The organism is Erysipelothrix anatis, from assembly GCF_009828745.1.
Taxonomy (GTDB): Bacteria; Bacillota_I; Bacilli_A; order Erysipelotrichales; family Erysipelotrichaceae; genus Erysipelothrix; species Erysipelothrix anatis.
On sequence record NZ_WTSX01000003.1, the window covers coordinates 150,643 to 175,023 of the forward strand.

Genomic DNA, 24,381 nt, shown 5'->3' on the forward strand with positions numbered 1-24,381 from the left:
TGCTATGCAGAGTTTTTCTTTTTATATGTTCTATATCTTCGATTAATTTGAATAAAACACCAACTTGTTAGGTGCGTCAACACAAGCGTAACGAGCATCAGTAGTAACGCTCCTAATAGCGTTGTCTGCGGTTTAATTGTCTCTAACACACCATATATGATGAGCGGATGAATTAAGTAGTAATATTTATAGTATTCACGTATCGACTCCTTGAACGGCATCCTAATTGTAAATGGCAACTGTATCGCAGTTGTAAACATATAGAAAACGGTCGGAATCGTCATGAACATCAAGTTACTATCCATACGATCTACTTTTTGAAGCAACATCACTTCAACTAAGAACAATAGAAAACTAACTACAAGTTTGGTCAATGATGCTTTTGCAAACACGATGTTCTTTGCTTCTATCGCATATCCCATAGCGACAAAGAAGGTTCCAAAGAATAAGAAGTTACGTGTTGTAATGAAAATATTGTAGTAATATGTGTTTAAAATTGTTTGGATTGCATTTGGTAGCAGCCCAAAATAGGTCTCGGTAGCTCCCAACGCAAATAGAAGAAACGACACAACCAGTAAAGAACTCAGTTTGAAGCGTTTTAACCACGCATTCGTGAATAATAGTGCAACAATTAAGGCGGGGTAATACCAAAGATGATAATATGTACCGGAATAGAGAAGCCCGACAATAAGGCCCACTGGGTACAACATCGGCGAAAGACCCATTTCTTTAATATATTGGAGACCAAACGGCAAATAAATCAGGCACCAAATTAAATATGATGGAATCAATCCTTTAATATAGCGTTTGAAGTATGATGGGTTTTGCTTTTGTTTTTTCGCTACAAAATATCCTGACGTTATGAAAAAGAACGGTACGAACAACCGCGAAATCATATTATTAAACAATAAGTCAAGCGGATATGAAATATCTCTGAATGGTCTCAAGTGTAAGATAACAATTAACACCGCACCAAAATACCGCAGAAAATCTAAGTTCTCAAACTTGGGCTTCTCTGCACAATCATTGTGTGTATCATATTGATCAATTGCATGAAAAAAGAGTCCAATTGAAATGGCAATTGGAATGAGATACGTCAAACTATTTTCATAGCCAGTCAACACTTCATAATTTCTGAGCAAGACTGCAAGAATAAATACTACTACACTGATAACCGTCGCTTTTTTAGTCATTATAATTCACTTTCTCTTATTTCTATTATACATGAAATTACTTCTCGTTTATCAACCTTACAGAAATGTACTAAAAAGAGGCTTACGCCTCTATCTCGTGATCCAACCAGGATGCTATTCGTGCAACAATCGCTGTTGCCTCGCGAATTCTCAGTAAATCATGTTCTTTATCAGGCAGTACTTCGAGCGTTTTATCACTACTTCCAATAGCATCAAAGAATTTTTTACTTCCTTGCCATGGTAAGATTGGATCGTTTTCACCATGCAGTATCAGCACCGGATGAGTGTACATACTTGTATGTTCCCAAATAAACTCTTGAGCTTCAACTAATGATTCTACAATAAACGTTCTACTTGCTCGTTTCAGTACATACGGCGAATCCATCGCCACCAATTGTTTGATACCTGCATCACCTGATGTTCCCATAAGTTCTAAGAACTCATGAATCGAAATTGAAGATTCTGTAATCTCACGAAATTGTGGTTGCGGCAATAGTCCAGGACCTAATAATATTTGCCCCGATATTGCATAAGGATACATGATTCCATAGACTGCAGTAATCATACCTCCCAGACTAAATCCCATTGTGTAAACCGGAAGACTTGAGTCACGATCTTGAACCCATGTTACACATACATTCAAGTCATCCGCAAAGTCTTGAAAATGCTTCAGTTCGCCAAGAGGGGCTGTCGTTCTGCCGTGACCACGGACGTCATATTTAAAGACATTGTATCCATGAGCGTTGAACATTGGTGCTAACCGTGAATAGTGAGCACTGTATTCCACAAATCCATGGCTAAATACAATTGTTGCTTTCGCATTTTCTACTTCATGATATTGGTAGTAGATATCATAATTATCATATGTTTTTAGTGTGCCATCCATACAAAAAAGACCTCATTTCTAACTTCTGTATCTTATCATAATAATCCTTCATGCTCCACTGTAGCGCCATAAGAAAAGCAAGGATCCCCACCCTTGCTTTTCTCTGCTCTGCATGTCTGCAAGTGATTAAATATCACTTACATCCCCGTCTTTCTAAATACCCCACCGTATTTAGAAGACTTATTAACACAAGGATTATGTCTTGTGTACTTTTAATTTACCATATTTATGATGTTAATGTTATAATATTACCCCATTTTTAGTCCCATTAACCATATTTTTGTTCAAATTGTATAAAATTGATAGGTTTTACATGAAAAAAGATAGGGTTTCCCTATCTCTCAGCAAGTCGAACACCAACGCCCCATACAGTTTGAATGTATTCAACACTTGGATCGATGCGACGCAATTTTTTACGAATACTGCTGATGTGTACATTCACGGTATTCTCATCCAAGTTTTCACTGTCGCCCCACACACTGGCATACAGTTGTTCCTTTGACACAGTACTATTTGGATTCGACAAGAGCAGCTTCATAATTTCTGTTTCTTTCTTCGAAAAGTCTACGACTTCTCCACCCAACTCGAAACGATATTCGTTTGGGAAGAATCGGATATTTTTGAAACGTATTCCTCGATTTCCACTCAACTCATGATCCAATGAAAGCTGTTCTTCAATTCTTTTGATGAGAACTGGACTATCGATTGGATAAACATAATAATCATTAGCCCCCGCTAAAAGCATCCCCATTACCCGACTCGGATCTAACCCGTCAGTCAAAACAATTATAGGAACAGGACTCTCGTCTCGAACCATTTCCAAAATCTTTGCGCTTGGCAAATCAGGAAGACTCATATCGAGTAAAATCAAATCTGCAGTATGCGCTTCAAGAATATTGATTGCTTCATAGCCGCTGAATGCGTTAATCGTATGGTAGTGGTCTCGTAAAGTTTGTGATAATTCTACGCCTAACATACGATTGTCTTCGACAATAAGTATTGTTTTCATGCTTTCCCCCTTTGCACTAGTATATCACGTAAATTTAATTAAGTGATTATTAAGCTCCTATATTGGGGTTTTTGACGTTTATATGGTAAAATATCTACGTTTGTTGGAGGAAAAGTCTGTGAAAATTGTATCTCAATTTCTAATTATCGCTGGTTTCACGTTTATTGGCGATAGCATTACAGCGTTTTTCAAACTTCCGATTCCAGGTAGTATTATCGGATTATGTTTGTTATTTGCTGCACTGCAATTTAAACTCATTAAAGTCTCATCTGTCGAAATGGTCGGCACTTGGCTTAAAGATAATCTTGCTTTCTTCTTTGTTCCTGTTACTGTAGGCATCATGATTTATTTTGATGTCTTACAAGCAACATGGGTAGAGTTCGTGATTATCTTAATTATCTCAACCCTCGTGACCTATGTTGTGAGCGCCTATGCAGCAACCCGGGTTCAAGGAGATCAATAGATGGATAAAATATTTACAAGCCCACTGTTTGGATTAGTTTTATCGATGGGAGTATATGTACTGATGACAAAAGTACAAAAAATTCTAAAGTCAGACTTGTTCAACCCCCTACTCATGTCCAGTATTTTTATTATTGCTTTCCTCATGATTTTTAAAATTTCGTATGAATCATACAATATTGGTGGCCAATTTATCTCTGCACTCATTGGCCCTGCGACAGTCGCCCTCGCAATTCCACTTTATATGAACCTTGGAATGCTCGCAAAGTATAAACGCGTCATCCTCGTTTCAATCAGCGCAGGAGTATTGGCTCACGCCATTACAATCGGCGTCCTAGCATCGATCTTAAAGTTATCGCCTCAGATGATTGCAACAGTAATCCCCAAATCTGTAACAACGGCGATTGCTGCTGATGTTGCAGTCTCACTGGGGGGCATTTCAACACTTACTGTCTGCATTGTTATTATCACCGGAATCTTTGGAGCTGCACTTGCACCATTGCTTAATAAAATATTCCGCATTGATAGCCCAATTGCTCAAGGCTTAGCGCTCGGAACTGCAGCACATGCAGTTGGAACGTCAAAGGCTATTGAAATGGGAAAAGAGCAGGGAATTATGTCTACCCTCGCTTTAATTTTGACGGGAATTTTTACAGTTATTATTTCTCCGATTACCAAAATTATAATTTTTGGACTACTTGGTATCTAAAAGGTCGACTTCTGTCGACCTTTTTTATTGTTTGTTTTTATGGATAAAATTGATACTTTCAGCTAAATCAGCAAGAATGCCACCAGCATATATATATTTTTCATCATCCTGAGTTGCTTTCTGAATCGAGGATTGTTTGTTCGCAGCGAATAAGTCTTTTAAATCCCACTTTGCGTGCAAAGTTACATCTTCAATAACTATATCACTTTCAAAGTTCCAAGGATATTTCAGTGCTTCATCGTGGAACCATCCCTTGAAGATAGCGTCGTTACGTGTCGGACGTTGTGGTTCTTGAAGATAACTTCCGTCTGTAACAAGGACGCTCGATATTTGCGTTACAGCATCACCAGCATCAAATTTAACTTTGTAATCATTCATAGTTTATCCTCCATCTGTTCTTGGTGATTTTACTATCTCACGAAGTAGTTCTTTGATGGGAAGAATGTCATTAAGCATAGCATTTATGTCACGAATATAAACTTTTTATTAAACTATGAATAATAATTAACAAATAAAAAGGATACGTTGTATCCTTTTAGAAATCTAAAATTACAATTTCTGGACGAGCAAAGAATCGGATAGGCAACATTCCCACAGTTCCTCCCACGCCCGACGATACGTACATTGAACCCTGTGGTCGACGAATCATTCCATGAACGAGTGTTTGGTCAAATTCAGAATTTGTAATTGGCGCATATAAGCCAAATAGTGTTACCTGTCCCGCATGGAGATGACCAGCTAATGCCATATCGACGTAAGTGGACTTCGGTAATTTTTCAAAGTAATCCGGATTATGCGTTAGTAAAATTGATAAATTGTCTTCGTGAATTGGAAACACTGGGACACCCTTTATGGCATCATCAACCCCAATAATATCGAGACCGCGATAATTATAAATTTCATTAATGAGTACTGTTACACCAATATCTTGTAGCATCGTAACCGATTTTTCATATTCTCGATAATCATGATTTCCGAGAACTGCAACCTTGGGTGCATTGATACTATTTATGTATTCAAAGATAGGGGTATTCTGTTTTCCTTCTTGATGGATATAATCTCCACCTAATAGCACCAAATCCGGTTTGAGAGCATTTACTCTTCGAACAAGATTTCGGGCAGCTCCATGCAAAAATGGTCGTCTCTTGTGATCAAACTGTAAATCGGAAATAAAAATAATTCGTTTTCCCTTTAATCCATCTGGAATCTTATGTTTTGTATCAAAATCTATGGGTTTCAAATATACATTCTTTAGCCAACGGTATTCGATAAACGAATAAATGAATATTCCCAGTAACGCAATTAGCAGATATTTAATCAATGGTTTTTGACCTTATTCAGGGCAACTGAAGTCGGTACTGCAATAACCACGCTGGCAATGATTTCGAATATACCATTTGACAAGAGAACAGATCCGATCAATACAAGTGCGCTTGTTGGTGCTGCAGCTAAAATTTCTGGGCTTGTAGAACCTGTTGCCGCAATATACATCGCAAGCAATACTGCGACCGTATGAACAAGAGTAGCTACCACTGAGGTAACAGAAGCTACCACGACAAAGTTTTTTGTGATCCGCTTCATCAAACCAGCCACCACTACGATACTAAGTCCAAAGATAATTCGCGGTAGTACTGACACTAAAGGATTCACGAACAAAACATCGAAGACGCCTACTGGTCGTGTTGCAGCAATAAACATCGCAGCGACACCAAATGCAGTTGCGTTAATTAACGCCGCTTTTGCTCCGAGTACAAGCCCGGCAATAATTACTGGAATATGCATGATCGTTATCGAAACAAAACCAATATTGATCATTCCTAGACCTGGCACTAATGCCAAGATAAGTGTGATTGCAATGAACATTGCGTTCATTGTTATGTCTCTAACTTTCATCGTTTAAATGCTCCTTTCCGATAGATCTCGTAGAGTCCATCATTTAGTAAAAATTCATCATATATAAACGCTTCTGTTGCTCCATGAATAATTGAAGCATAGCCACCTGTTATAATTTTTGTACAAGAAGTTCCCAGTTCTTTTTCCATTCGCATCGCCAATCCTTCGATTTGCGATACAAGTCCATACAAGGCTCCCGATTGAATTGCATCAATAGTCCCAGAGCCAATCACTGTTTTTGGAAACTCTAATGCAACTTCTGGTAGGTGGGGAATATAATCCGCAAAAGCTCGCATGGATGTCCCAATCCCAGGTATGATGGCACCTCCTAAAAACGACCCTGTTTCATCAACAACCGTTAATTTTGTCGCACTTCCGACATCCGCAATAATCACTGGTGTTTGATACTTTTGAATTGCACCCCATGATGTTGCTATGAAATCAGCCCCAATATCATTTGGATTATCCAACTTAATTGTTAGGCCATCAATGGAAGTTGCGTCAATCATAATTGGTTTCTTTTGATATAGTAATTCAATTGTTTCAATAAACTGATCTTTAATCATTGGTACAACGCAGGATACGATAATATCCTCCGGAATTTCTTTAATAATTTCTTTAAATTTAATGGTATAGTTTTTAATTACATCTTTTTTGTAAGTGTCAATACGCGCTTCTAAAACTCGCTTGTTATCTTTATAACCGACAATGACCGTATTGGAATTACCGATGTCTATCGTAATAATCATACATTCACTCCTAGCGTTTGTTGCAATATTACAATACACGATATTTCACTTTTTTGCCACTAATACGACATTTATGGAGAGGCGCTCATTGCGCCTCTTGACTGTTATATGCGTACCCATAGGCAGATATTTCAACTGTTTGCGGAATATAACTAAAGTTATGTACATATTGAATCAACACTTTGAATTTTCTGTCTTCATTTTTCACAAAATATGTACATTTTTGACAGCTGTTTTTCGACTGTATTCTTTCTTTCACCACAGAGTCGTATCGATCATGGACTTCAATCTCATGAACAATTACATCACGTAGTGTGTGAACTTGTTGAATACCAATAATCAAGTTACAAAAATCCAAGGTAACCAATACTCCAAGTCCAAAGAAAACCATCAATACATAAAATTCAATTGATATCTTCATTTACGTACTTCTGCCATTCCATTCCACTTCCCGACGAGTGTAGTTCTTAAAATATCCTTGAACTCGTTCGAAAAGACAATCATCCCTGTCGCAATAATTGTTACAACAAGGACCATACCAAATTCTTCAAAAAAAGACTTCAAATGCCCCACCCCCTTTCCATTAAGCCAACGATTACTTGCGTCATCAAAACCAAAAACAAGCACCCAACCGATATCAACGGAACTAAACCCAAAGGGGTATACATTTCGACATTCTCCGAATATGCAAGTAAGCGTTGCTGTCTCAACCTTCCATTATTGATTTCAATAATACGCTGTAACTGCCGGGTCGCATCAACAGTTGATTCCACACAATATCGGTACAAATACTTCATTGTTTGACGTATTTCTGGCGTTGATGCTCGCACCATGAAACCAACAAATGCTTCACGATCTTCTGGATTTGCTTCAATTTTTTTAATTAGTATTTCCACATCATGTTCTAAATTCCAAGGTACCGTTTCTAAACTTAATTTCAATGCATGAAGGAGTGTATTTGTCTGAATAAATGCCAAAATTGATTGAATCCAAATTGTGAACGAGAATTGAAGTGTAGCGCGTGTTTTGCGATATACTGAGTTCAATTTTTTTTCATAAAATGTAATAAACAGCGGAATTACGATTAGAACTCTATTGGAGAAACAGGCGCACACAAGGCACATGCCCACAACGAGATACACAGTCCTTTCATAGGATACGCCAATTAATTCATTTCTTGCTTTAACGGAATGCCACAAAAGACTCCGTATAAGTTTGGACCCAAAAACAATCCAGAACATTAATAAAAGAACGTTAACAAACATGTTCCCTCCTTAGAGTCAGGTCATGACGTAGAATTCTAAAAACGACGCATACAAAACTATTAATTAGAACTAAGAATATGAACAGCAGTATTTCGTAGTTAGGAAGCATTAGTCGTTGAGTTGCTTGCAGCAACATTTCGCATACAAAATAGGTCACTAAAATACTTATTGATGAAAGTAGCACTAACATTTTAACTGTTTGAATCAAACGTTCACTATACCCATTTACAGCATCGTACCAATAGTCAACTTCAGCTTCTAAATCATAAAGTTTATCGTCGACCCCCTGGTCCCCATGGATAATGTCCACAGCTAAAACAGAAATCAGCGTTTTCCATGAATAATGAGTATGAATCAAAGCGAGTTTTTTGAAGTCAAAATCTCCCCTTTCAAATTCTAAGAGGGGGAGTTCCTTAGCATTACATTCAATATTTCTCATGCTAACTAAAATATTGTGTGTAAAACGATATCTTACTATCAAACTTAATGTCATTTGATATTGCGCCGTAACCCTTTCTTTGTTTACTTCAAAAGTCGCAAGAGATGCAACTATATCTTTTATAAAAACTATTAAAACAAGCAAATACACACCATTTAAAACTATCGAAAACTTAAACATCATGAGTATGATTAATTGTGCGCATGCATAAACACAAATACTCTTTAGCTTTACCACTGGACACCATAAAGGTCTGCTCGACTTTTGATTTTCTCAGGAAGTTTATCCAAATCAACAACTCCCCCATGTTGATAGATTGTCACTGTTGATCCCTGATTAAAAACGACAATTTCTCTTACACGCCGCACAGTGCCCTTACTCGTGTGCAGTAAATCAATATGTATTCCAACATCAAACAGTGTCTCTATCTGCGCTAACATGCTTACACTATCAATTGATGCCCCATTCATCATGAATAACAAACGGTTGGGTATCTCTTTAGCACTTCGAGCATGAATAGTACTTATTAGATGCAGTCCTGTTGAAACACATTTTAATAATTCGAATGCTTCAGAACCTCTTACTTCACTTAATAGCAACCAATCAGGTCTTTGGCGCAATGATGCTTTAATCGCATCATCATACGACATCACTTTGCTCGTTTTCAGCGCAACGCAATCACGACGTGGATGGAGCACATCATAGTGAATTTCCATACTGTCTTCGAGCGTAATCACGCGTTCTTTGTCACCAATAAACTGTGTTAAAAATTTTAACAACTCTGTTTTCCCCGATCCTGGCAATCCACTTATCATTACATTGCAACGACACCGTATGCAACTCACCAGAAAGTCCAAAGCCGCTTGCGATACGTATTCTTTTTCAATTATTGATTTGACATCGTAACGGCATTGTCCACTTGTCTTACGAATTGAAATACAAACATCTTTAGAAATTGTTGGATGAAGAACACTTATTCTTAGAAATCCAATTTCTGTTTCAAAGATTGGATTACTCACTGTATAAGGAAGATTCACAGCATTTGAAAGCCGCAAGACTAACCGGTAAATGGCGTCTTTATCACTAAAACCTTTAACGACATAACGCCCCTTATTTAGGTCATCAACCCACAAATCTTTGCCATTGTAATTGAGATCAGTCACATCCGCTTGATCTACATACATCTGGAACATCTCGAAATCAAATCTACGAAGCATAATACTCCTCAACCATAAGTCTATCTAAAGAATATGTATAGCCGCCAATTTTTCTTTCAATCCCAAAGCGCATCGCATTAGGAAATAAAGATGTTTCAAATCTCTTAACTGTGATTTCTCCACCATAATTCTCATAAAATACCTTCAGAACATTCACAAGTAATGTCTCTTTAGGATAGTCACTCGCTATATTTCTTCGCATTGCTTGATGGTGGGCAAAACGAATTTGAAAATGATGAGATGCCAATATAGCCACAAACATTGCGAACCCACTTATACACGCAATAATCGTGATAAGACCAACACTCCAAAATATATGTTTCATAATTTCAACCTTTCGTTAGTTCAGTTCCATTTTTCACAGAATTGGATTCAATTTCATTTTTTACCAATCTTCTTTCCCTGACATAACTAAGTATGAAGTGATACCTAAATATCCTAAAAATATCTATGGTATAATACACATATGAAAAAATTCGCATTCATCATGGCGACTCTATTGATCTTAACGGGTTGTTCAATAAAGTCTGGTGATAACTACACAAAATACGAAGCCCGTACCTCCGAAGTAGGATTTGACACTGTCATGACCTTCGTCGCTTATACAAAAGATGAGGCAACTTTCAACGATTATTTTAGTAAAGTTAAAGCAGCTTTTCTGCGCTATAATGCCTTATTTGATAAGTATAATGACTATGAAGGAGTCGCAAACATTAAAACTATCAACGACAACGCTGGAATTGCACCCGTAACCGTTGATCCTCTAATTATAGAAATGCTTGAACGCTCGCGTGACTATACTGAAGTTTCAAATGGTTATTTCGACATTACCTATGGTTCTGTTATGGAAATTTGGCATGACTATCGAGAGGATGGTATTGAAAAGAATGCATCTGGTGAACCTGGAGAAATCCCAACACAAGATGTTCTTGAAGAAGCAGCACGCCACGCTGGGTGGCAATTTGTCGAAATTGACAAGGCAAATAACACCGTCTTTCTTACCGATGCCAAAACAAGACTTGATGTAGGAGCAATTGCAAAGGGCTATGCAACGGAACTTGTTGCTTTGGAACTAGAAGAAGCCGGATTAGAATACGGTGTTGTAAGTGGCGGTGGAAACGTTCGTACAATCAATACCAAACCAGATGGTGAAGCATGGGCAATCGGTGTTGAAAAACCATCAATGCTTGTCAAAAATGAAAGTCTTGATGTATTCCGTGTTCCACATTCAATGTCAATTGTTACATCAGGTGATTACCAACGGTACTATATTGGCCCAAATGATGTTACTTATTCACATTTAATCAACCCAAAAACATTACAACCACAATCAGTATTCCGTTCAGTAACAATATTTACACCAGATTCGACCATGGCTGACGCACTTTCAACTGCTGTCTATATGATGTCATATGAAGAAGCACAGACTTTCATTCAAGACTTCAATACAAAATACCCTGACAAGTCAATTGATGTGTTGTGGGTTTCGGAAGATCATCCTGAATGGTATCAATTGGAAGACTATGACTTTACTTTCACTGACAACATTAAACAATACTCCGCTTTCGCAAATAAATAACTCAAGCAAATCTAACCGAACCACCAATCTTTAACAAAGATTGGTGGTTCGGTTTTTATATAAAAAAGAACTTCTTTATAAGAAGTTCCCAATGATGACCATCAAATCATAAACAAACATGATTGTTATAAAATTTTTGATGATATATTTAAATGATAGACGTTTTACCAAATCTTTGGTATAGGCATTGTAATTCTTTAAAACACGTGGTGCTGTTGCTAATGTCAGCAATGCAAGCCAAGGTATCACACCAAGTGCAACGGCGGCTACAATCGCTGCATACACACTTATATAAAGCATCTTCATCAAAACTACAGCATTTTTCTTACCAATATAATACGGCAACGTATACCGCTTAACAAGCACGTCTGCCTCAATATCACATGTATTGTTAGCAAGCATGATACTTGATGTCAGAAGTGTCGGTGGCAAGAAAATTATCAAGAAATAGATAATATTCACTAGATTAAAGTGCATCGTGACATTTGGTGCTACAAAGTTGAAATCGACCAGTAGCCCTGGATTGTTAGCATGAATCAGGATAAATGGAATAACATAACCATAGAGTACGCCCGAAATGATCTCTCCGTACGGTTGGCGAGAAATCGGAACCGGACCCCATGTATACAAAATTCCAATCCCAAAACAAATCATTCCCAAAATCAAGATGACAAAATCAGTCAAGAATACTAAATATAAACCAGATATAGTAGCAATTGTAAGCATTGTATAAATGATTGCACGTCCTTGGTTTCGCGTATAACCAATATCTTGGCCATTTTCTTTTGAGTCGATGTAATTATTGATAGCAGTTGTCGTTAAATCAAAGACAAACATACCAACAAAGAAAACAAGTGTTGCATCCCAACGGATCTGTGATCCATTAAATACCATAACGCCAAGCGTTAAGGCAAAGGGAAACAAACTTGTTATTTTAGTTTGTATTTCAGTATATTCTAATATTTTTTTCATGTATTACTTTCTCATTGCTAAGTTTAAGATACGCATGAGTTCCTCTCGTTTGGTATCTATGATATCAAGATTTTCAATTGCTGTCTTGGCTGTTGCATAATATGTTTCGGCTTTCGCAATTGTTATCGCAACACCCTTGGAATTGCGAACATACTGATTCACTTCGTTACGTGTGAGCGCATGTTGTTCCGCTTTTTTTAATGCTTCTGGATATATACTAAAAGCATGAATTAATGGTAGTGTAATAACGCCTTGTTCAAAATCTGATTGTACAGGTTTTTTTGCAACAGATTCATTTTCATCAAAGTCCATCACATCATCCAACAATTGGAAAATCATACCTATCGCATGTCCAATTGTTTGATAGGATTCTTGTTGTTCACGAACATCATCCGATGTTGCGACTCCCGAGTACATTGCTGCCTCAAAGAGTTTCGCTGTTTTACCATCAATAATCGATAAATAATCTTTTACTTTTAATTTGTAATTTCCATTATTAATATGTTGATTAAGTTCGCCCAATGCAATGGCTTCCATATATGTTGGTAAACTATAACCAAGATAGGTTTCTTTTTTCTCTGTTTTATTAGCCAATGACATTGACGCTGCCATTAGGTAATCTCCACAAATAACAGCTGTTTTACGCCCATATTTTTTATGGAGTGTTGTGACGCCGCGGCGTGTGTCTGCATCATCCATGACATCGTCATGAACCAGTGTTGCTAAATGTAGCAATTCAATCGATGCAGCAAAAATCACAGCATCGTGATGGATTGTTCCATCTTTGTTTTGTGCAGCAGCAAGGACTGCCGCTGCGCGGATGTATTTTCCTTCGGATTTTAAAAGGTGTTCTATATACTTTCTAACTATTAAAGGAGAGGTTGATATTGTTACACCAACCTCCCGTTTAACATATTCTAAGTATTCTTCAAATATGTTCATTAAGATTACCTACTAATCGTGGTAGATGTACCACTTCTTAACAAACGGTATTCCAGACCACCATTTTTTGAGTTTTGGCATCACCCAGTAATCTAAGCTTAATGTGTTTCCACCGAAGATTAATGCGATACCTGCTACTACCATCCATACAGTATTTAAGTATAAACCAGTTGTCATTAAGAACATCATTTGTAATACAACAGACATTCCTGCTGCCATCGTTGTAAAGAGTCCTACAATTAATGCTAAACCAATTCCAATTTCCATAACAACAACCATTGTTTGCATAAATACTTGTAATTGTGGATTAGGGATAATGACGTCATTTACGAACCATGTCATCAAGTTGAAGTCAATCTTAAATGCAAAGTCTTCAAGACCTGATTCTAATAATGGTTTTCCAGTTACAAAGATTGGTTGAATAATATTTAAGAAGTTCCAGTGTAATAAGACAGATCCTGCAGCTTCGCCACCACCTGCTCCTGTTGCACCTGCGACTGCATCAGCAGCACCTGTAGCACCTGCTGTTACATCAGCAGCGATTTTACCAGCACCGTTAACTACAGAAGCTCCTGCGTTCACAACAGTTGTTGTAGCCGCTTGAGTTGCTTCAACGACTTTACCAATAACGGATGATCCGGCATTGATATCGGCTCCACCGGCACCAAGTAAGCTATCATACCATTGTTGTGCACCACCGAAGAATCCTGAAAGTTTAGGATCTCCCGCTAACCAGCCTTCGTTAACTTTTTTAATTCCTTCAAATAACCAAATTGCTCCTAACCACACACGAAGTGGGAAGAGTAAGAAACTTGGTGTACGGTTTGAGAAGTTTCCACCGACAAAACTACGACGGTTACGGATTGTAAAGATTTCATGTTTCAAGTAGCTAAATACTTTGTTCCAACCTAAAACCTGGAGGAAGTAAACACAGTTCATCATGTGTTTTGCAAACATTGCAAAGAATGATACAAGATTAAACTCAAGTTTTCCAAGTTTAATATTTGCAGTTCCCCAACGTCCACCGATACATACCATTGTTCCGTGGAATGCTGGTTTATATGCTGTTAGGTTTTTACCACCACGAATTTGTTCTGCGATATTCTTCGCAACGAGGCCACCACTTTGTTCAGCATTTTCAACCATTTGTGGCAATGGTCGTTCTTCACCTTCAAGAACGAAGTATGTGTTATCACCGATAACATAAACGTCTTCGCGACCTTTTGCACGTAAGTATTGGTCTGTTTCAATTCGGCCACCACGTTGTGCAGCTTCAAGTTCTGTACCTGATTGCGCCGTAATATCTGTACTTTCAATACCAGCTGTCCAAATAACTGTGTGTACTGGGTTTTCTTCAATATTACCGTTGATGTCTAAATGAATAGCATCTTCAGTGACCTTGATAACTTTTGCGTTCAGTTTAATTTGTACACCCATTTTTTCTAAACGGTTTTGTACTTTGTTTGCGAGTTTTTCTGGCAATGTCATAACTGTACGTGGCATTGCATCGACTTCAACCATTGTGACATCACTTGGGTCGATTGAGAATTTATCACATAATACAGGAACGTATTCAGCAAGTTCCCCCATCATTTCTACACCAGTGAATCCTGCTCCTACAACATAGAATGTTAGCAAGAAACGACGTTTCTCAAGGTTTGGTTCTTGTGATGCTTTTACAAATACATCATTGATATGGTCACGTAAACGAACTGCATCATCGTATGACCACAATGTAAATGTATTTTCTTTAGCGCCTTCAATTCCAAAGAATGTTGGTTTTGAACCTGCTGCGATTACAACATAATCGTATTCGTAGCTTTCGTTCGCACCTTCAACGACTTTTTTGTCAAAGTCAATTTTTTGAACTGTATCAAGTTTTACGTTGACATTACGTCCAGCAAAGATTTTTTTCAAATCCATGCGGATTGAATATTCATCAACACGACCTGCAGCAACTTCATGAAGTTCTGTCAACATCGTACTGAATGGATTGCGGTCTATAATAGTGATTGATACTTCTGGATCCTTTTTGAATTTTTTAGCTAACTTTTTCGCAGCTAAAATCCCAGAGTATCCTGCTCCTACAACAACTACTCTCTTTCCCATTTTCTATTTCTCCTTTAATTACTTTTGCCTTCATATTATAGCGTATCGCTAATTTGTTCACAATCTTGGGGTTTGTTACATCGAGATGTTTCATGCCCCAAAAGAAAACTCATGCAGTTTCCTTTCGAAAAAGACATGAGTTTGTGAAAGTTGTGTATTTTGTTCACAAAACCTTAGGCAGGTTTCACAACTATATTTACGATTTTATTCTTGATAACAATTTCTTTTAGAATTTGCATTCCTTCAAGGTTCTTTTGAACTTGAGGTTGCTCGTATGCGAGTGCTTTTAGAGCATCATCATCGAGTCCAGTAGCCGCCATGAATTTCGCGCGGACTTTACCGTTGATTTGCACAACAATTTCAGTCTCTGATTTCACAAGTTTCGTTTCATCAAATGTCGGCCATTCGGTATAACTAATTCCCGTTTCTTCCGTTAATATTGTATACAATTCTTCACCGATATGAGGTGCAAATACAGCTAGCATTTTAACAAATCCAACCGCATATTCTTTATAAATTGTTTCGGCTTTGTAAGCATCATTAATGAATGTCATTAATTGTGCCAATGCTGTATTCATTCCAAATGATTCAATATCTTCAGTTACTTTTTTGACTGTTTGGTTATATGAGAAATCTAGGGATCCATCATTTGTATCTACAATTTTTCCTGATTCGACAAACAAACGCCATACGCGATCTAACCATTTACGGTTTCCATCAAGTCCTTGTGTACTCCATGCAGTTGCACCATCAAGCGGTCCAATAAACATTTCGTATACTCGCAACGTATCTGCTCCGTGACTGCGAACAATATCGTCAGGATTAACAACATTACCACGAGATTTACTCATTTTTTCATTATTAGCACCTAAAATCATACCTTGATGGAAGAGTTTCTTGAATGGTTCTTTCGTATTCACAACTCCAATATCATAAAGTACTTTATGCCAGAAACGTGCATATAGTAAGTGAAGCACTGCATGTTCTGCACCGCCCATGTAAAGGTCTACTTCCATCCAGTGATTAATAAGTTCTGGATCAGCGATTGCTCCTTCATTGGTTGGATCAATATAGCGTAAGTAATACCAGCAAGACCCCGCCCATTGCGGCATAGTATTGGTCTCACGACGGCCTTTTGATCCATCCGGGAATGTTACATCTAACCAATCACCGGCATTAGCGAGTGGTGATTGACCATCTGGTGCTGGTTTGTAGTTCTCAACCTCGGGAAGCTCTAGTGGTAAATCCTCAAGGTCAACTGTACGCATTGTTCCATCTTCCATATGAACAATAGGAATTGGCTCTCCCCAGTAACGTTGACGTGAAAATAGCCAATCACGTAGTTTATAAGTAACTTTCGCTTCACCGTATTTGTTGTCTTCTAACCATTTATTCATGATTACAAGGGCTTCTTCTTTATTTAAACCATCAAGGAATCCTGAGTTAATATGATTGCCATCTTCAGTATACGCAACTTCCGCGATACTTCCGCCTTCAAGAACTTGAATCATCTCAATGTTGTATTTTTTCGCGAACTCATAATCGCGTTGATCATGTGCTGGTACCGCCATGATTGCTCCTGTACCATAGGCTGCTAGTACATAGTCTGCAATATAGATAGGTACTTGTTTACCATTAACAGGGTTAATCGCATAAGCACCCGTAAAGACACCTGTTTTGTCTTTATTTAGCTCGGTACGTTCTAAGTCTGACTTATGCATCACTTGATCTACATACGCATCAACTGCTGCTTTTTGCTCAGGAGTCGTAATCTGACTTACGAATGGGTGTTCCGGAGCAAGGACTGTATATGTCGCACCAAAAAGTGTATCAGCCCGTGTTGTAAATACCGTGAATTCTAAATCATGGTTATCAACTTTAAAGATTACATTTGCACCTACTGATTTCCCAATCCAGTTGATTTGCATTTCTTTAGTTGATGCTGGCCATTCGACCAAATCTAAATCTTCAAGTAAGCGTTCTGCGTATTCTGTAATACGTAAAACCCACTGACGCATTGGGATACGGATAACATCAAATCCACCAACTTCAGTTTTACCGTTGATAACTTCTTCATTTGCAAGAACCGTTCCCAAATCAGGACTGAAGTTTACGGGTTTCTCATCAACATATGCTAGGCCCATATCGTAGAGTTTCGTAAAAATCCATTGTGTCCACTTATAGTAGTGAGGATCTGTCGTTGAAATTTCACGAGACCAGTCATAAGAAAGTCCTAGTGACTTGATTTGTTTCGTAAAGTTTTGGATATTTTCTTTCGTAAAGGCATCTGGGTGATTTCCTGTTTTTAATGCAAATTGTTCTGCTGGCAAGCCAAAAGCATCCCACCCGATTGGGTGTAAAACGTTGAATCCTTTCATACGTTTGTATCGTGCTAACACATCTGTAGCTGTATAGCCGCGTGGATGTCCAACATGAAGTCCATTCCCTGATGGGTATGGGAACATATCAAGGACGTAATATTTTGGGATATCAAAATTACGAATGTCTGTTTTAAATGTTTCGTTTTCTTCCCAGTATTGTTGCCATTTTTGTTCAATTTTTAAATGGTTATACATCGTTTTTCCTCCTGTAAAATAAAAAAAGCACCTGCAAAGGACGAATGTCTCGCGGTACCACCTTAATTTCTCATCTCATGTTTGAGACAAGCGCTCTTTCCCTTAACGCGGGGCTACGGAATCTCTTACTGAATTCAGAAATTCTGCTCCAAGATGAGTTCTTTATTGTCCACTTACTGATTCACACCACCCATCAGCTCTCTTATAGTTTTCAATAAATACTATTTCTTTTCATCGCTATGCCTTTATCTTATGTGTTTTGCTTTGAATTGTCAATTTCCAAACGCAAACAAATCTAAAAAACCACGCTGATTATCAACGCGGTCTGAAATATCGGTATCATTGTTACGCAACATCACATTTCTTTTTATATATTGCGAATCCAAATTGAATCGGTGTACTTAGGGTTTCTAACGTCTCTAATGTCGCAATGGCATGTTTCGGTGTTCGATGATAATAAGGTGTCATCGCTAAAAGATTGTTGATGGTCGTTTGTCCTGTTAAATGAATGGTGTGTTCAACACGAATGAGCGTTTCCAATTCAAATCCCTCATATGTAGGTAACACAACCTCGTTCTCATAGGGCTTATCATAGAGGATTGATTTCAGTCCCCATAAATGTTTTTCGAGTGGAAAAACCACGACGAAATGTCCATCATTTTTCAGAATTCGATAGACCTCATCAGATGAAAACGGTGCAAAAATACTATATGCGAGATCAAATGCACTATCCATCAGTGGTAACTTCGCAGTCGATGCAACAGCTAGCTTCATATTCTTATTTCGTTTCGCAGCACTGGTGACTGCTTGTTTTGAAATGTCGATTCCATAGATAGTTTTTTCCTGTTGAAGCAACGGTTCGGCATACCAACCCTCGCCACAGCCGACATCAGCCAAGCTATTCGCTGAATATTTTGTTACAATGTCTTTAAGAGCTTCTCGAAATATATCGTAGTATCCGTCATTAAGGAACTGCGTTCGCGCCTGAATCATTTTGGCATCATCACCGTGTTGTTTAGATTTAGAACTTTGTGATTGTAATAGGTTCACATATCCAGCCTTGGCCATATCAAATTGATGACCGTTTTCGCACACATACGATTTGTTTTGGAGTACCAGTTGTTTTTTACAAACCGGGCATTGAAATAAGCTCATAGTTTTACCTCATCTTGTCTTCACAATTATATCACACAATTTTACTTTGATTTAGTTGAATTTTGTACCACTTTACTTATAATAAACACAAGGAGAATTAATTTATGAAAAAAATATTGCTTACAGCAGTTGTATCGTTGTTGGTACTTGTCGGATGTACATCGGCAAATACAAACATTATGAAAGGTTACAAAGGCTTTGATAAAAAAGACCACCATTACCAAGCAATGAGTGCTAGTGATATGGCAACAGCACTTGAAAATAAAACTGAAGGTATTTACTATTTAGGATTTGAAACATGCCCATGGTGTGTCGCCCTTGTTCCTGTTATGGAAGAAGCTGCAGCAGCAGGAAACCACACAATCAACTATGTTGATACACGTGGCAACGATTACACACAAAATGCCGATGCTCAAAAACGTATTGAAGCATTCTCAAATTCATTACCTGAAGAGCAACGCATGACTGGTGTTCCTTATGTTGTCATTATTGGTGGCGATGGCTCAATCCAAGTTAACATTGGAACCGTTCCAGGACACAATGCACCAGTTGACCCATTGACAGAAGATCAAGCGAAATTCTTACAAATCAGACTTACTGAGATGTTTAGTTCAGTTAAATCGAACGCCTAGTTTGTCCATTTTATATAAGCACCTAGACAGGTGCTTTTTTTTATTAAAAAGATAGCAGCTTAGCTGCTATCTAATAAGATTTTTAATTAAGATGAGTTCTAGATTTTCTCCCGGGAAGAGTATATTTCCCGAATCTTGATAGCCAAGTGCTCGGAAAAAATGCTGTGCATCTTGGTCTGCTCTTCCGGAAGTCATAACTAGGTAATTCCCTAATGCCATCATTTCCGTTTCCCAGTAATTAATCATTTCAGTACCATAACCGCGGTGACGGTAAGGCTCTAGAATCTTAAAGTAGTTGAGGAATGGATATTGATCCCAGAACATATTGTATCGAATGATACCTACAATTTTATCGTCGACTTCATACACCAGAACGCGTCCAAGTTCGAGTTTTGATTCAAACTCTTCACGTTCAACGTGTGTGTCCAATTCCATTAGAATATCAATGTCTTCTACTGTAGCTCTACGGATCATATCAGCCACCTCCATGTTAATTCTATTGTAATGAGTAATTATTTTTTGTGCAAGTTTATTTCTTGAATAAGGCCCAACCTTTTCTGTACTTTTGTGTAACGACGTCGCGCTACCGGTAGTCTTATCCCATTTTTTAGGACTAGAAAATCTGTTTCTAGACGCTCAACAACCGCTAAGTTAACAACAACACCGCGATAGATTTCTATGAATGGCGATTTTCGTAATAAATGAATCCAGTGATGAATCGGTCGTCGATCCTTGTAATCTCTTGTTTGTGTTCGAATCAGAAGATGGCGTTTGCACGTTTCAATTGTACAAATTTCAGAAACATCCACAACCGAGCTTTCCCGTCGTCCCACTTGGACAAACTCCGGGTTATAAAGTGGACGTTGAATCAGGCGCGACACAACCCGTAAGGTCATTTGGCAGTTATCTAAGTTCTTTAGACAATGATGCCTTGGTATTTTAAAACCAATGAGGAGCGTTTTGCGGCGATCATAACGGTGATTTGCATAATCAACAATATATAAACCTACCGGTGGCTCTTTGGTATATGTTATTGCTTCTTCATTAAGTTCGGAATATAAGTCAAGTACTTCTTTTACGCAACGACGCGAAAAGCGGTCACGCAAATCAACATGGACATGAATCATTGGACTCCTTTCAAAAGTTCATTGACATCAAAAAGTTCGTATCCAGCAAGTTAATTAAATAGGTTTACTATGAACAATCCGCTATTTCAGCACCTAACATACTGTAGTATCCTATGTTCCCGACAGTAGTATTGTAATGAGATTCCACGTGAGACGCAATATTTTTATTCTTTCATCAAATAGCGCATTTTCGTTAGTATTTCCTGATAGCGACGGCGTGCGACTGGAAGTTTTAAGCCATTTTTTAGAATGACATGATCCTTGTTTACGGTTACAACTTGGCATAAATTCACAAGAACCCCTCGATAAATTTCTAGAAACGGCCATGCTTCAAGATAACCTTGCCAATATGAGATTGTATTCGTATCAAGATATTCATCAGTCGCTGTTTTGATTGACAGGCGGCGCCCTCTTGTTTCGATAACACAAATCATCCCGACATCAATACGCACAACACGACGTTTACCAAGCGTGATTTCTTGGGGTTCATACTTCGGTCGATCGATAATTTTTCGGATTGCTTTGAGTATCTGTTCTTTGTGGTGGCAGGACTGAATGCATTGATAAGATGGAACATCAAACCCTATTAAAATTGTCTTACAGGGGTCATGATATTTCATAATGCAATCTGCAATCATTAAATCTACATTTTCTGGTGAATCAATAACGGTAAAGGGCTGATTGAACAAATCTTGATACAGCACTAAAATTTCTTTAACACGTATGTTTGAATTCCGATTTCGGATGTTTAATTGAACTCGAATCACTGGCATCTCTCCTCGATTTTTGCATAATTTAATATGAACCAGTTTTATTGTAAAGATTCTTTGTATTAGCGGTCGTTTATGTATGGCGAACGGTCATATTTTTAAATAAGTAACCGTTCGCAACATTCCTATCTCATAAAAAAAACTCGCCGAAGCGAGTTATTTTATTTTAAGAAGCATTGCATTAATCGCGACGATAACTGTTGAGAGCGACATTAATACGGCTCCAACTGCTGGAGATAGAATAAATCCAATGCCCGCTAGTATACCAGCTGCCAATGGAATAGCAATGAAGTTATATCCAGCTCCCCAAAGTAGATTCTCTTTCATCTTACGTGACGTGTTACGTGCTAATGACACGAAATGAAGAATATCCGAAGGATTACTCTTAACAAGAATAACATCCGCTGAATCGATTGCAACATCCGTTCCAGCACCAATTGCGACACCAACGTTGGCACGCGCTAAACTTGGCGCATCGTTAACACCATCGCCGACCATGATGACAGTTAGCCCTTGATCTTGATATTCACGAACAATACGTTCTTTGTCTTCTGGCATCAATTCCCCATGAACATCATCGATACCAAGATTCTTAGCAATCACTTGAGCTGCTTGTTTATTATCACCCGTTAGCATTACTGGTTTGATGCCAAGTGCTTTGAGTTGACGAATCATCTCGCGAGAGTCTTCTTTAATTTCGTCTCCTTGAGCAATCCAACCTGTGTTGCGATCATCCACAAGTAAGAAACTAATGGAATAACCTTCACCCGATAACGCCTTAAATGCTGCATCATCGTATGGAATTTTATTGTTTTGAAGATATTTCACACTTGTTATTTTTACATCATGACCTTCAAGCATTCCTTCAAGACCTATCCCTGCAATTGTAGTGACATTTTCTGCCTTCAAGAGCGTGATGTTCTGAGCTTCTGCTTCATCAAGAATTCCAACCGCTAATGGATGGGATGATGATTGTTCTAAGGTTGCGAAGTATTGGAGTACTTTTTCTTTGGAGTATGACTCATCAAATGAACGATAATCTGTAACAACGAAGTTTCCTTCTGTTAATGTTCCGGTTTTATCCATCATGATGACGTCAATATTTTGTGCAACTTCAAGCGCTTGGCGTGATTTGATCAGTAACCCATTTTGAGCTCCTAATGATGTTGAGCGTGCCGTTACGAGTGGAATTGCCAATCCCAATGCATGAGGACACGCAATCACAAGGACGGTAACCATGCGTTCAATTCCTGTATTTACATTGGTTAATATTGACCAAATAATCAATGCTAAGATACCCACGACAACGGCAATATAGAATAACCATTTTGCAACAACATCAGCCATCGATTCTGCTTTAGATTTATCTTTTGACGCTTGATCGACCAACGTCATTACTTGTGCAAGGAAACCGGATTCACCAGTTCCCGTTACTTCGACGGTAAGCGTTCCAGATCCATTAACAGATCCCCCAATAACCTTATCGCCTGGTTTCTTTTGAACAGCTCGTGATTCACCGGTAATCATTGATTCGTTGACGGATGTCTTTCCATCTACAATCACACCATCTGCTGGCATATTTTCTCCTGCTTTAATGATGACTTTGTCTCCGATAGTGATATCTTTCAACGAACGAACTTCTGTTGCCCCGTTTTCAAGGAGTACGGTTGCATCACTTGGAAGTAATTCAGCCATGCGTTGTAAGGCATTACCGGCATTCGAAATTGCCTCCATCTCAATCCAGTGACCAAGTAGCATAATGAGAATTAAGCTCGCAAGTTCCCAAAAGAAGTCCATAATGTGCACGGGACTACCGAGCACCGTGTTCATTACGAATGCATACATACTATAGATATATGCGACGGATATCCCCAATGAAATTAATGTCATCATTGCTGGATTTTTAGATTTTAACTCTGATTTCGCTCCCGCTAAAAACGGCTGTCCACCATAGAAGTATAGAACGGTCGCTAAAATTGCGACAACCCACTCGCTTCCTGGAAATGTAAATTGGAAAGGAAGGGTTACCCCCATCATTGGTGCAAGAAAGAGTATTGGTACACCAAAGAACAGCGAAACGATAAACTTTTGTTTAAATGCTGTACCGTGTCCCGAATGGTCGTGTCCTGAATGATCTCCATGTCCTGAATGATTTCCATGTCCTGAATGATCTCCATGTCCTGAATGATCTCCATGTCCTGAATGATCTCCATGTCCTGAATGATCCATATGTTTCGAATGATCCATATGTTCCGAATGATCCATATGTTCCGAATGATCCATATGTTCCGAATGATCCATATGTTCCGAATGATCCATATGTTCCGAATGATCCATATGTTCCGAATGATCCATATGTTCCATATGTTCCGAATGATCCATATGCTCTAAATGATTATCATGACTCATAGTTCCTTTTCCATCGCTTGAATGGTCATGGTGGCTATGATCGTGCATTGCTTCTTTGTTTTCACTCTTATTTTTTTCTGTCATATTAATCCCTCCACTTTCTTATAGTTTACAACTGTAAACGATATATGTCAAATTACATGCATTTTCGTCATGTAAATGGCTCGTTACCACCCTCATCGTAGCAAAGTACGAATCATTAATTGTGACTTAAGTATGACATTTCGGAAGGAGTCTATGTTTGATCAATGCAACCTTAGCAATAGTTATAATTCACGGTGAATATAG

26 protein-coding genes and 1 other annotated feature are annotated in these 24,381 nt (G+C 38.2%); of the genes, 4 read left to right on the forward strand and 22 right to left on the reverse strand.

Annotation, left to right across the window (positions count from 1 at the left end; translation table 11 throughout):
- Positions 1-2: 2 nt before the first annotated feature.
- The 3 genes from GVV19_RS03320 to GVV19_RS03330 form a co-directional block, all read right to left on the reverse strand.
- Positions 3-1,193: an acyltransferase family protein gene (locus GVV19_RS03320; protein WP_159645522.1), complete on the reverse strand. Its 1,191-nt coding sequence runs from the start codon at positions 1,191-1,193 to the stop codon at positions 3-5.
- An 82-nt stretch (positions 1,194-1,275) separates the two neighbouring features.
- Positions 1,276-2,079, reverse strand: coding sequence for an alpha/beta fold hydrolase (locus GVV19_RS03325; RefSeq protein ID WP_159639642.1), 804 nt, complete (start codon positions 2,077-2,079; stop codon positions 1,276-1,278).
- A gap of 334 nt (positions 2,080-2,413) precedes the next feature.
- Positions 2,414-3,088 carry a response regulator transcription factor gene (locus GVV19_RS03330; protein ID WP_159645525.1) on the reverse strand — a complete coding sequence of 225 codons (675 nt, stop codon included), beginning with the start codon at positions 3,086-3,088 and terminating at the stop codon, positions 2,414-2,416.
- A 118-nt stretch (positions 3,089-3,206) separates the two neighbouring features.
- On the opposite strand from GVV19_RS03330, the gene GVV19_RS03335 reads away from it, so the two are divergent.
- Together GVV19_RS03335 and GVV19_RS03340 are read left to right on the forward strand one after the other, a co-directional pair.
- Positions 3,207-3,551 carry a CidA/LrgA family protein gene (locus GVV19_RS03335; RefSeq protein WP_159639643.1) on the forward strand — a complete coding sequence of 115 codons (345 nt, stop codon included), beginning with the start codon at positions 3,207-3,209 and terminating at the stop codon, positions 3,549-3,551.
- Positions 3,552-4,259: an LrgB family protein gene (locus GVV19_RS03340; protein ID WP_159645528.1), complete on the forward strand. Its 708-nt coding sequence runs from the start codon at positions 3,552-3,554 to the stop codon at positions 4,257-4,259.
- Positions 4,260-4,283: 24 nt separating this feature from the next.
- Here the strand turns inward: GVV19_RS03340 and GVV19_RS03345 are convergent, their stop codons facing one another.
- The 10 genes from GVV19_RS03345 to GVV19_RS03385 all read right to left on the reverse strand — a co-directional run bounded on the left by GVV19_RS03345 (position 4,284) and on the right by GVV19_RS03385 (position 10,147).
- Complete coding sequence (locus GVV19_RS03345) at positions 4,284-4,637, reverse strand: InlB B-repeat-containing protein (protein WP_159639645.1); 354 nt, start codon at positions 4,635-4,637, stop codon at positions 4,284-4,286.
- A 157-nt stretch (positions 4,638-4,794) separates the two neighbouring features.
- Complete coding sequence (locus GVV19_RS03350; protein ID WP_159645531.1) at positions 4,795-5,580, reverse strand: metallophosphoesterase; 786 nt, start codon at positions 5,578-5,580, stop codon at positions 4,795-4,797.
- Complete coding sequence (locus GVV19_RS03355) at positions 5,577-6,152, reverse strand: ECF transporter S component (protein WP_159639647.1); 576 nt, start codon at positions 6,150-6,152, stop codon at positions 5,577-5,579. The genes GVV19_RS03350 and GVV19_RS03355 overlap by 4 nt, the downstream gene beginning before the upstream one ends.
- Positions 6,149-6,901, reverse strand: coding sequence for a type III pantothenate kinase (locus tag GVV19_RS03360; protein ID WP_159645534.1), 753 nt, complete (start codon positions 6,899-6,901; stop codon positions 6,149-6,151). Before GVV19_RS03360 ends, GVV19_RS03355 begins: the two co-directional genes overlap by 4 nt.
- 85 nt (positions 6,902-6,986) lie before the next feature.
- Complete coding sequence (locus GVV19_RS03365; RefSeq protein ID WP_159645537.1) at positions 6,987-7,322, reverse strand: hypothetical protein; 336 nt, start codon at positions 7,320-7,322, stop codon at positions 6,987-6,989.
- Positions 7,319-7,465 carry a hypothetical protein gene (locus GVV19_RS10750; protein ID WP_166083462.1) on the reverse strand — a complete coding sequence of 49 codons (147 nt, stop codon included), beginning with the start codon at positions 7,463-7,465 and terminating at the stop codon, positions 7,319-7,321. Before GVV19_RS10750 ends, GVV19_RS03365 begins: the two co-directional genes overlap by 4 nt.
- Complete coding sequence (locus GVV19_RS03370) at positions 7,462-8,166, reverse strand: hypothetical protein (RefSeq protein ID WP_159645540.1); 705 nt, start codon at positions 8,164-8,166, stop codon at positions 7,462-7,464. The genes GVV19_RS10750 and GVV19_RS03370 overlap by 4 nt, the downstream gene beginning before the upstream one ends.
- Positions 8,156-8,605 carry a hypothetical protein gene (locus tag GVV19_RS03375; protein WP_159645543.1) on the reverse strand — a complete coding sequence of 150 codons (450 nt, stop codon included), beginning with the start codon at positions 8,603-8,605 and terminating at the stop codon, positions 8,156-8,158. The genes GVV19_RS03370 and GVV19_RS03375 overlap by 11 nt, the downstream gene beginning before the upstream one ends.
- Before the next feature lie 230 nt (positions 8,606-8,835).
- Entirely contained in the window at positions 8,836-9,822 is a 987-nt protein-coding gene (locus tag GVV19_RS03380) for a CpaF/VirB11 family protein (protein WP_159645546.1), read from the reverse strand.
- Positions 9,812-10,147 carry a hypothetical protein gene (locus GVV19_RS03385; protein ID WP_159645549.1) on the reverse strand — a complete coding sequence of 112 codons (336 nt, stop codon included), beginning with the start codon at positions 10,145-10,147 and terminating at the stop codon, positions 9,812-9,814. Before GVV19_RS03385 ends, GVV19_RS03380 begins: the two co-directional genes overlap by 11 nt.
- Before the next feature lie 141 nt (positions 10,148-10,288).
- Between GVV19_RS03385 and GVV19_RS03390 the strand changes: the two genes are divergently transcribed.
- A complete protein-coding gene (locus GVV19_RS03390) occupies positions 10,289-11,401 on the forward strand; it encodes an FAD:protein FMN transferase (RefSeq protein ID WP_159645552.1) in 1,113 nt (370 codons plus the stop codon).
- A gap of 75 nt (positions 11,402-11,476) precedes the next feature.
- On the opposite strand, the gene GVV19_RS03395 is transcribed toward GVV19_RS03390, so the two are convergent.
- The 5 genes from GVV19_RS03395 to GVV19_RS03415 form a co-directional block, all read right to left on the reverse strand.
- On the reverse strand, positions 11,477-12,373 hold the full coding sequence (locus GVV19_RS03395) for a UbiA family prenyltransferase (protein WP_159645555.1): 897 nt from the start codon (positions 12,371-12,373) through the stop codon (positions 11,477-11,479).
- Positions 12,374-12,376: 3 nt separating this feature from the next.
- The gene (locus GVV19_RS03400) at positions 12,377-13,315 is read right to left on the reverse strand and encodes a polyprenyl synthetase family protein (protein WP_159639656.1); all 939 of its coding nucleotides are present in this window, start codon (positions 13,313-13,315) and stop codon (positions 12,377-12,379) included.
- A gap of 12 nt (positions 13,316-13,327) precedes the next feature.
- Entirely contained in the window at positions 13,328-15,424 is a 2,097-nt protein-coding gene (locus GVV19_RS03405) for an FAD-dependent oxidoreductase (protein WP_159636119.1), read from the reverse strand.
- Between the two features lie 173 nt (positions 15,425-15,597).
- The gene (gene leuS, locus GVV19_RS03410; RefSeq protein WP_159636121.1) at positions 15,598-18,000 is read right to left on the reverse strand and encodes a leucine--tRNA ligase; all 2,403 of its coding nucleotides are present in this window, start codon (positions 17,998-18,000) and stop codon (positions 15,598-15,600) included.
- Positions 18,001-18,033: 33 nt separating this feature from the next.
- Positions 18,034-18,244: a binding site (T-box leader), on the reverse strand.
- 101 nt (positions 18,245-18,345) lie between these two features.
- Positions 18,346-19,155, reverse strand: coding sequence for a putative RNA methyltransferase (locus GVV19_RS03415; protein WP_159645558.1), 810 nt, complete (start codon positions 19,153-19,155; stop codon positions 18,346-18,348).
- Between the two features lie 104 nt (positions 19,156-19,259).
- On the opposite strand from GVV19_RS03415, the gene GVV19_RS03420 reads away from it, so the two are divergent.
- A complete protein-coding gene (locus GVV19_RS03420) occupies positions 19,260-19,787 on the forward strand; it encodes a thioredoxin domain-containing protein (RefSeq protein WP_159636127.1) in 528 nt (175 codons plus the stop codon).
- Positions 19,788-19,853: 66 nt separating this feature from the next.
- Here GVV19_RS03420 and GVV19_RS03425 read toward each other — a convergent pair whose 3' ends face one another.
- The 4 genes from GVV19_RS03425 to GVV19_RS03440 form a co-directional block, all read right to left on the reverse strand.
- Positions 19,854-20,261, reverse strand: coding sequence for a GNAT family N-acetyltransferase (locus GVV19_RS03425; RefSeq protein ID WP_159636130.1), 408 nt, complete (start codon positions 20,259-20,261; stop codon positions 19,854-19,856).
- 38 nt (positions 20,262-20,299) lie between these two features.
- A complete protein-coding gene (locus tag GVV19_RS03430; protein WP_159645561.1) occupies positions 20,300-20,914 on the reverse strand; it encodes a LytTR family DNA-binding domain-containing protein in 615 nt (204 codons plus the stop codon).
- A 164-nt stretch (positions 20,915-21,078) separates the two neighbouring features.
- Complete coding sequence (locus GVV19_RS03435; RefSeq protein WP_159639661.1) at positions 21,079-21,681, reverse strand: LytTR family DNA-binding domain-containing protein; 603 nt, start codon at positions 21,679-21,681, stop codon at positions 21,079-21,081.
- 159 nt (positions 21,682-21,840) lie between these two features.
- Positions 21,841-24,177, reverse strand: coding sequence for a copper-translocating P-type ATPase (locus tag GVV19_RS03440; RefSeq protein ID WP_328598617.1), 2,337 nt, complete (start codon positions 24,175-24,177; stop codon positions 21,841-21,843).
- Positions 24,178-24,381 lie beyond the last annotated feature (204 nt).

Excerpts from the sequence above, each read along its gene's own strand:
- GVV19_RS03360 (WP_159645534.1), bottom strand. The coding sequence starts at position 6,901 with ATGATTATTACGATAGACATCGGTAATTCCAATACGGTCATTGTCGGT.
- GVV19_RS03365 (WP_159645537.1), bottom strand. The coding sequence starts at position 7,322 with ATGAAGATATCAATTGAATTTTATGTATTGATGGTTTTCTTTGGACTT.
- GVV19_RS03390 (WP_159645552.1), top strand. The coding sequence starts at position 10,289 with ATGAAAAAATTCGCATTCATCATGGCGACTCTATTGATCTTAACGGGT.
- GVV19_RS03355 (WP_159639647.1), bottom strand. The coding sequence starts at position 6,152 with ATGAAAGTTAGAGACATAACAATGAACGCAATGTTCATTGCAATCACA.
- GVV19_RS03375 (WP_159645543.1), bottom strand. The coding sequence starts at position 8,605 with ATGAGAAATATTGAATGTAATGCTAAGGAACTCCCCCTCTTAGAATTT.
- GVV19_RS03420 (WP_159636127.1), top strand. The coding sequence starts at position 19,260 with ATGAAAAAAATATTGCTTACAGCAGTTGTATCGTTGTTGGTACTTGTC.
- GVV19_RS03425 (WP_159636130.1), bottom strand. The coding sequence starts at position 20,261 with ATGATCCGTAGAGCTACAGTAGAAGACATTGATATTCTAATGGAATTG.
- GVV19_RS03430 (WP_159645561.1), bottom strand. The coding sequence starts at position 20,914 with ATGATTCATGTCCATGTTGATTTGCGTGACCGCTTTTCGCGTCGTTGC.
- GVV19_RS03405 (WP_159636119.1), bottom strand. The coding sequence starts at position 15,424 with ATGGGAAAGAGAGTAGTTGTTGTAGGAGCAGGATACTCTGGGATTTTA.
- GVV19_RS03370 (WP_159645540.1), bottom strand. The coding sequence starts at position 8,166 with ATGTTTGTTAACGTTCTTTTATTAATGTTCTGGATTGTTTTTGGGTCC.
- GVV19_RS03340 (WP_159645528.1), top strand. The coding sequence starts at position 3,552 with ATGGATAAAATATTTACAAGCCCACTGTTTGGATTAGTTTTATCGATG.
- GVV19_RS03330 (WP_159645525.1), bottom strand. The coding sequence starts at position 3,088 with ATGAAAACAATACTTATTGTCGAAGACAATCGTATGTTAGGCGTAGAA.
- leuS (WP_159636121.1), bottom strand. The coding sequence starts at position 18,000 with ATGTATAACCATTTAAAAATTGAACAAAAATGGCAACAATACTGGGAA.
- GVV19_RS03320 (WP_159645522.1), bottom strand. The coding sequence starts at position 1,193 with ATGACTAAAAAAGCGACGGTTATCAGTGTAGTAGTATTTATTCTTGCA.
- GVV19_RS03440 (WP_328598617.1), bottom strand. The coding sequence starts at position 24,177 with ATGACAGAAAAAAATAAGAGTGAAAACAAAGAAGCAATGCACGATCAT.
- GVV19_RS03345 (WP_159639645.1), bottom strand. The coding sequence starts at position 4,637 with ATGAATGATTACAAAGTTAAATTTGATGCTGGTGATGCTGTAACGCAA.
- GVV19_RS03385 (WP_159645549.1), bottom strand. The coding sequence starts at position 10,147 with ATGAAACATATATTTTGGAGTGTTGGTCTTATCACGATTATTGCGTGT.
- GVV19_RS03325 (WP_159639642.1), bottom strand. The coding sequence starts at position 2,079 with ATGGATGGCACACTAAAAACATATGATAATTATGATATCTACTACCAA.
- GVV19_RS03415 (WP_159645558.1), bottom strand. The coding sequence starts at position 19,155 with ATGAGCTTATTTCAATGCCCGGTTTGTAAAAAACAACTGGTACTCCAA.
- GVV19_RS03400 (WP_159639656.1), bottom strand. The coding sequence starts at position 13,315 with ATGAACATATTTGAAGAATACTTAGAATATGTTAAACGGGAGGTTGGT.
- GVV19_RS03395 (WP_159645555.1), bottom strand. The coding sequence starts at position 12,373 with ATGAAAAAAATATTAGAATATACTGAAATACAAACTAAAATAACAAGT.
- GVV19_RS03380 (WP_159645546.1), bottom strand. The coding sequence starts at position 9,822 with ATGCTTCGTAGATTTGATTTCGAGATGTTCCAGATGTATGTAGATCAA.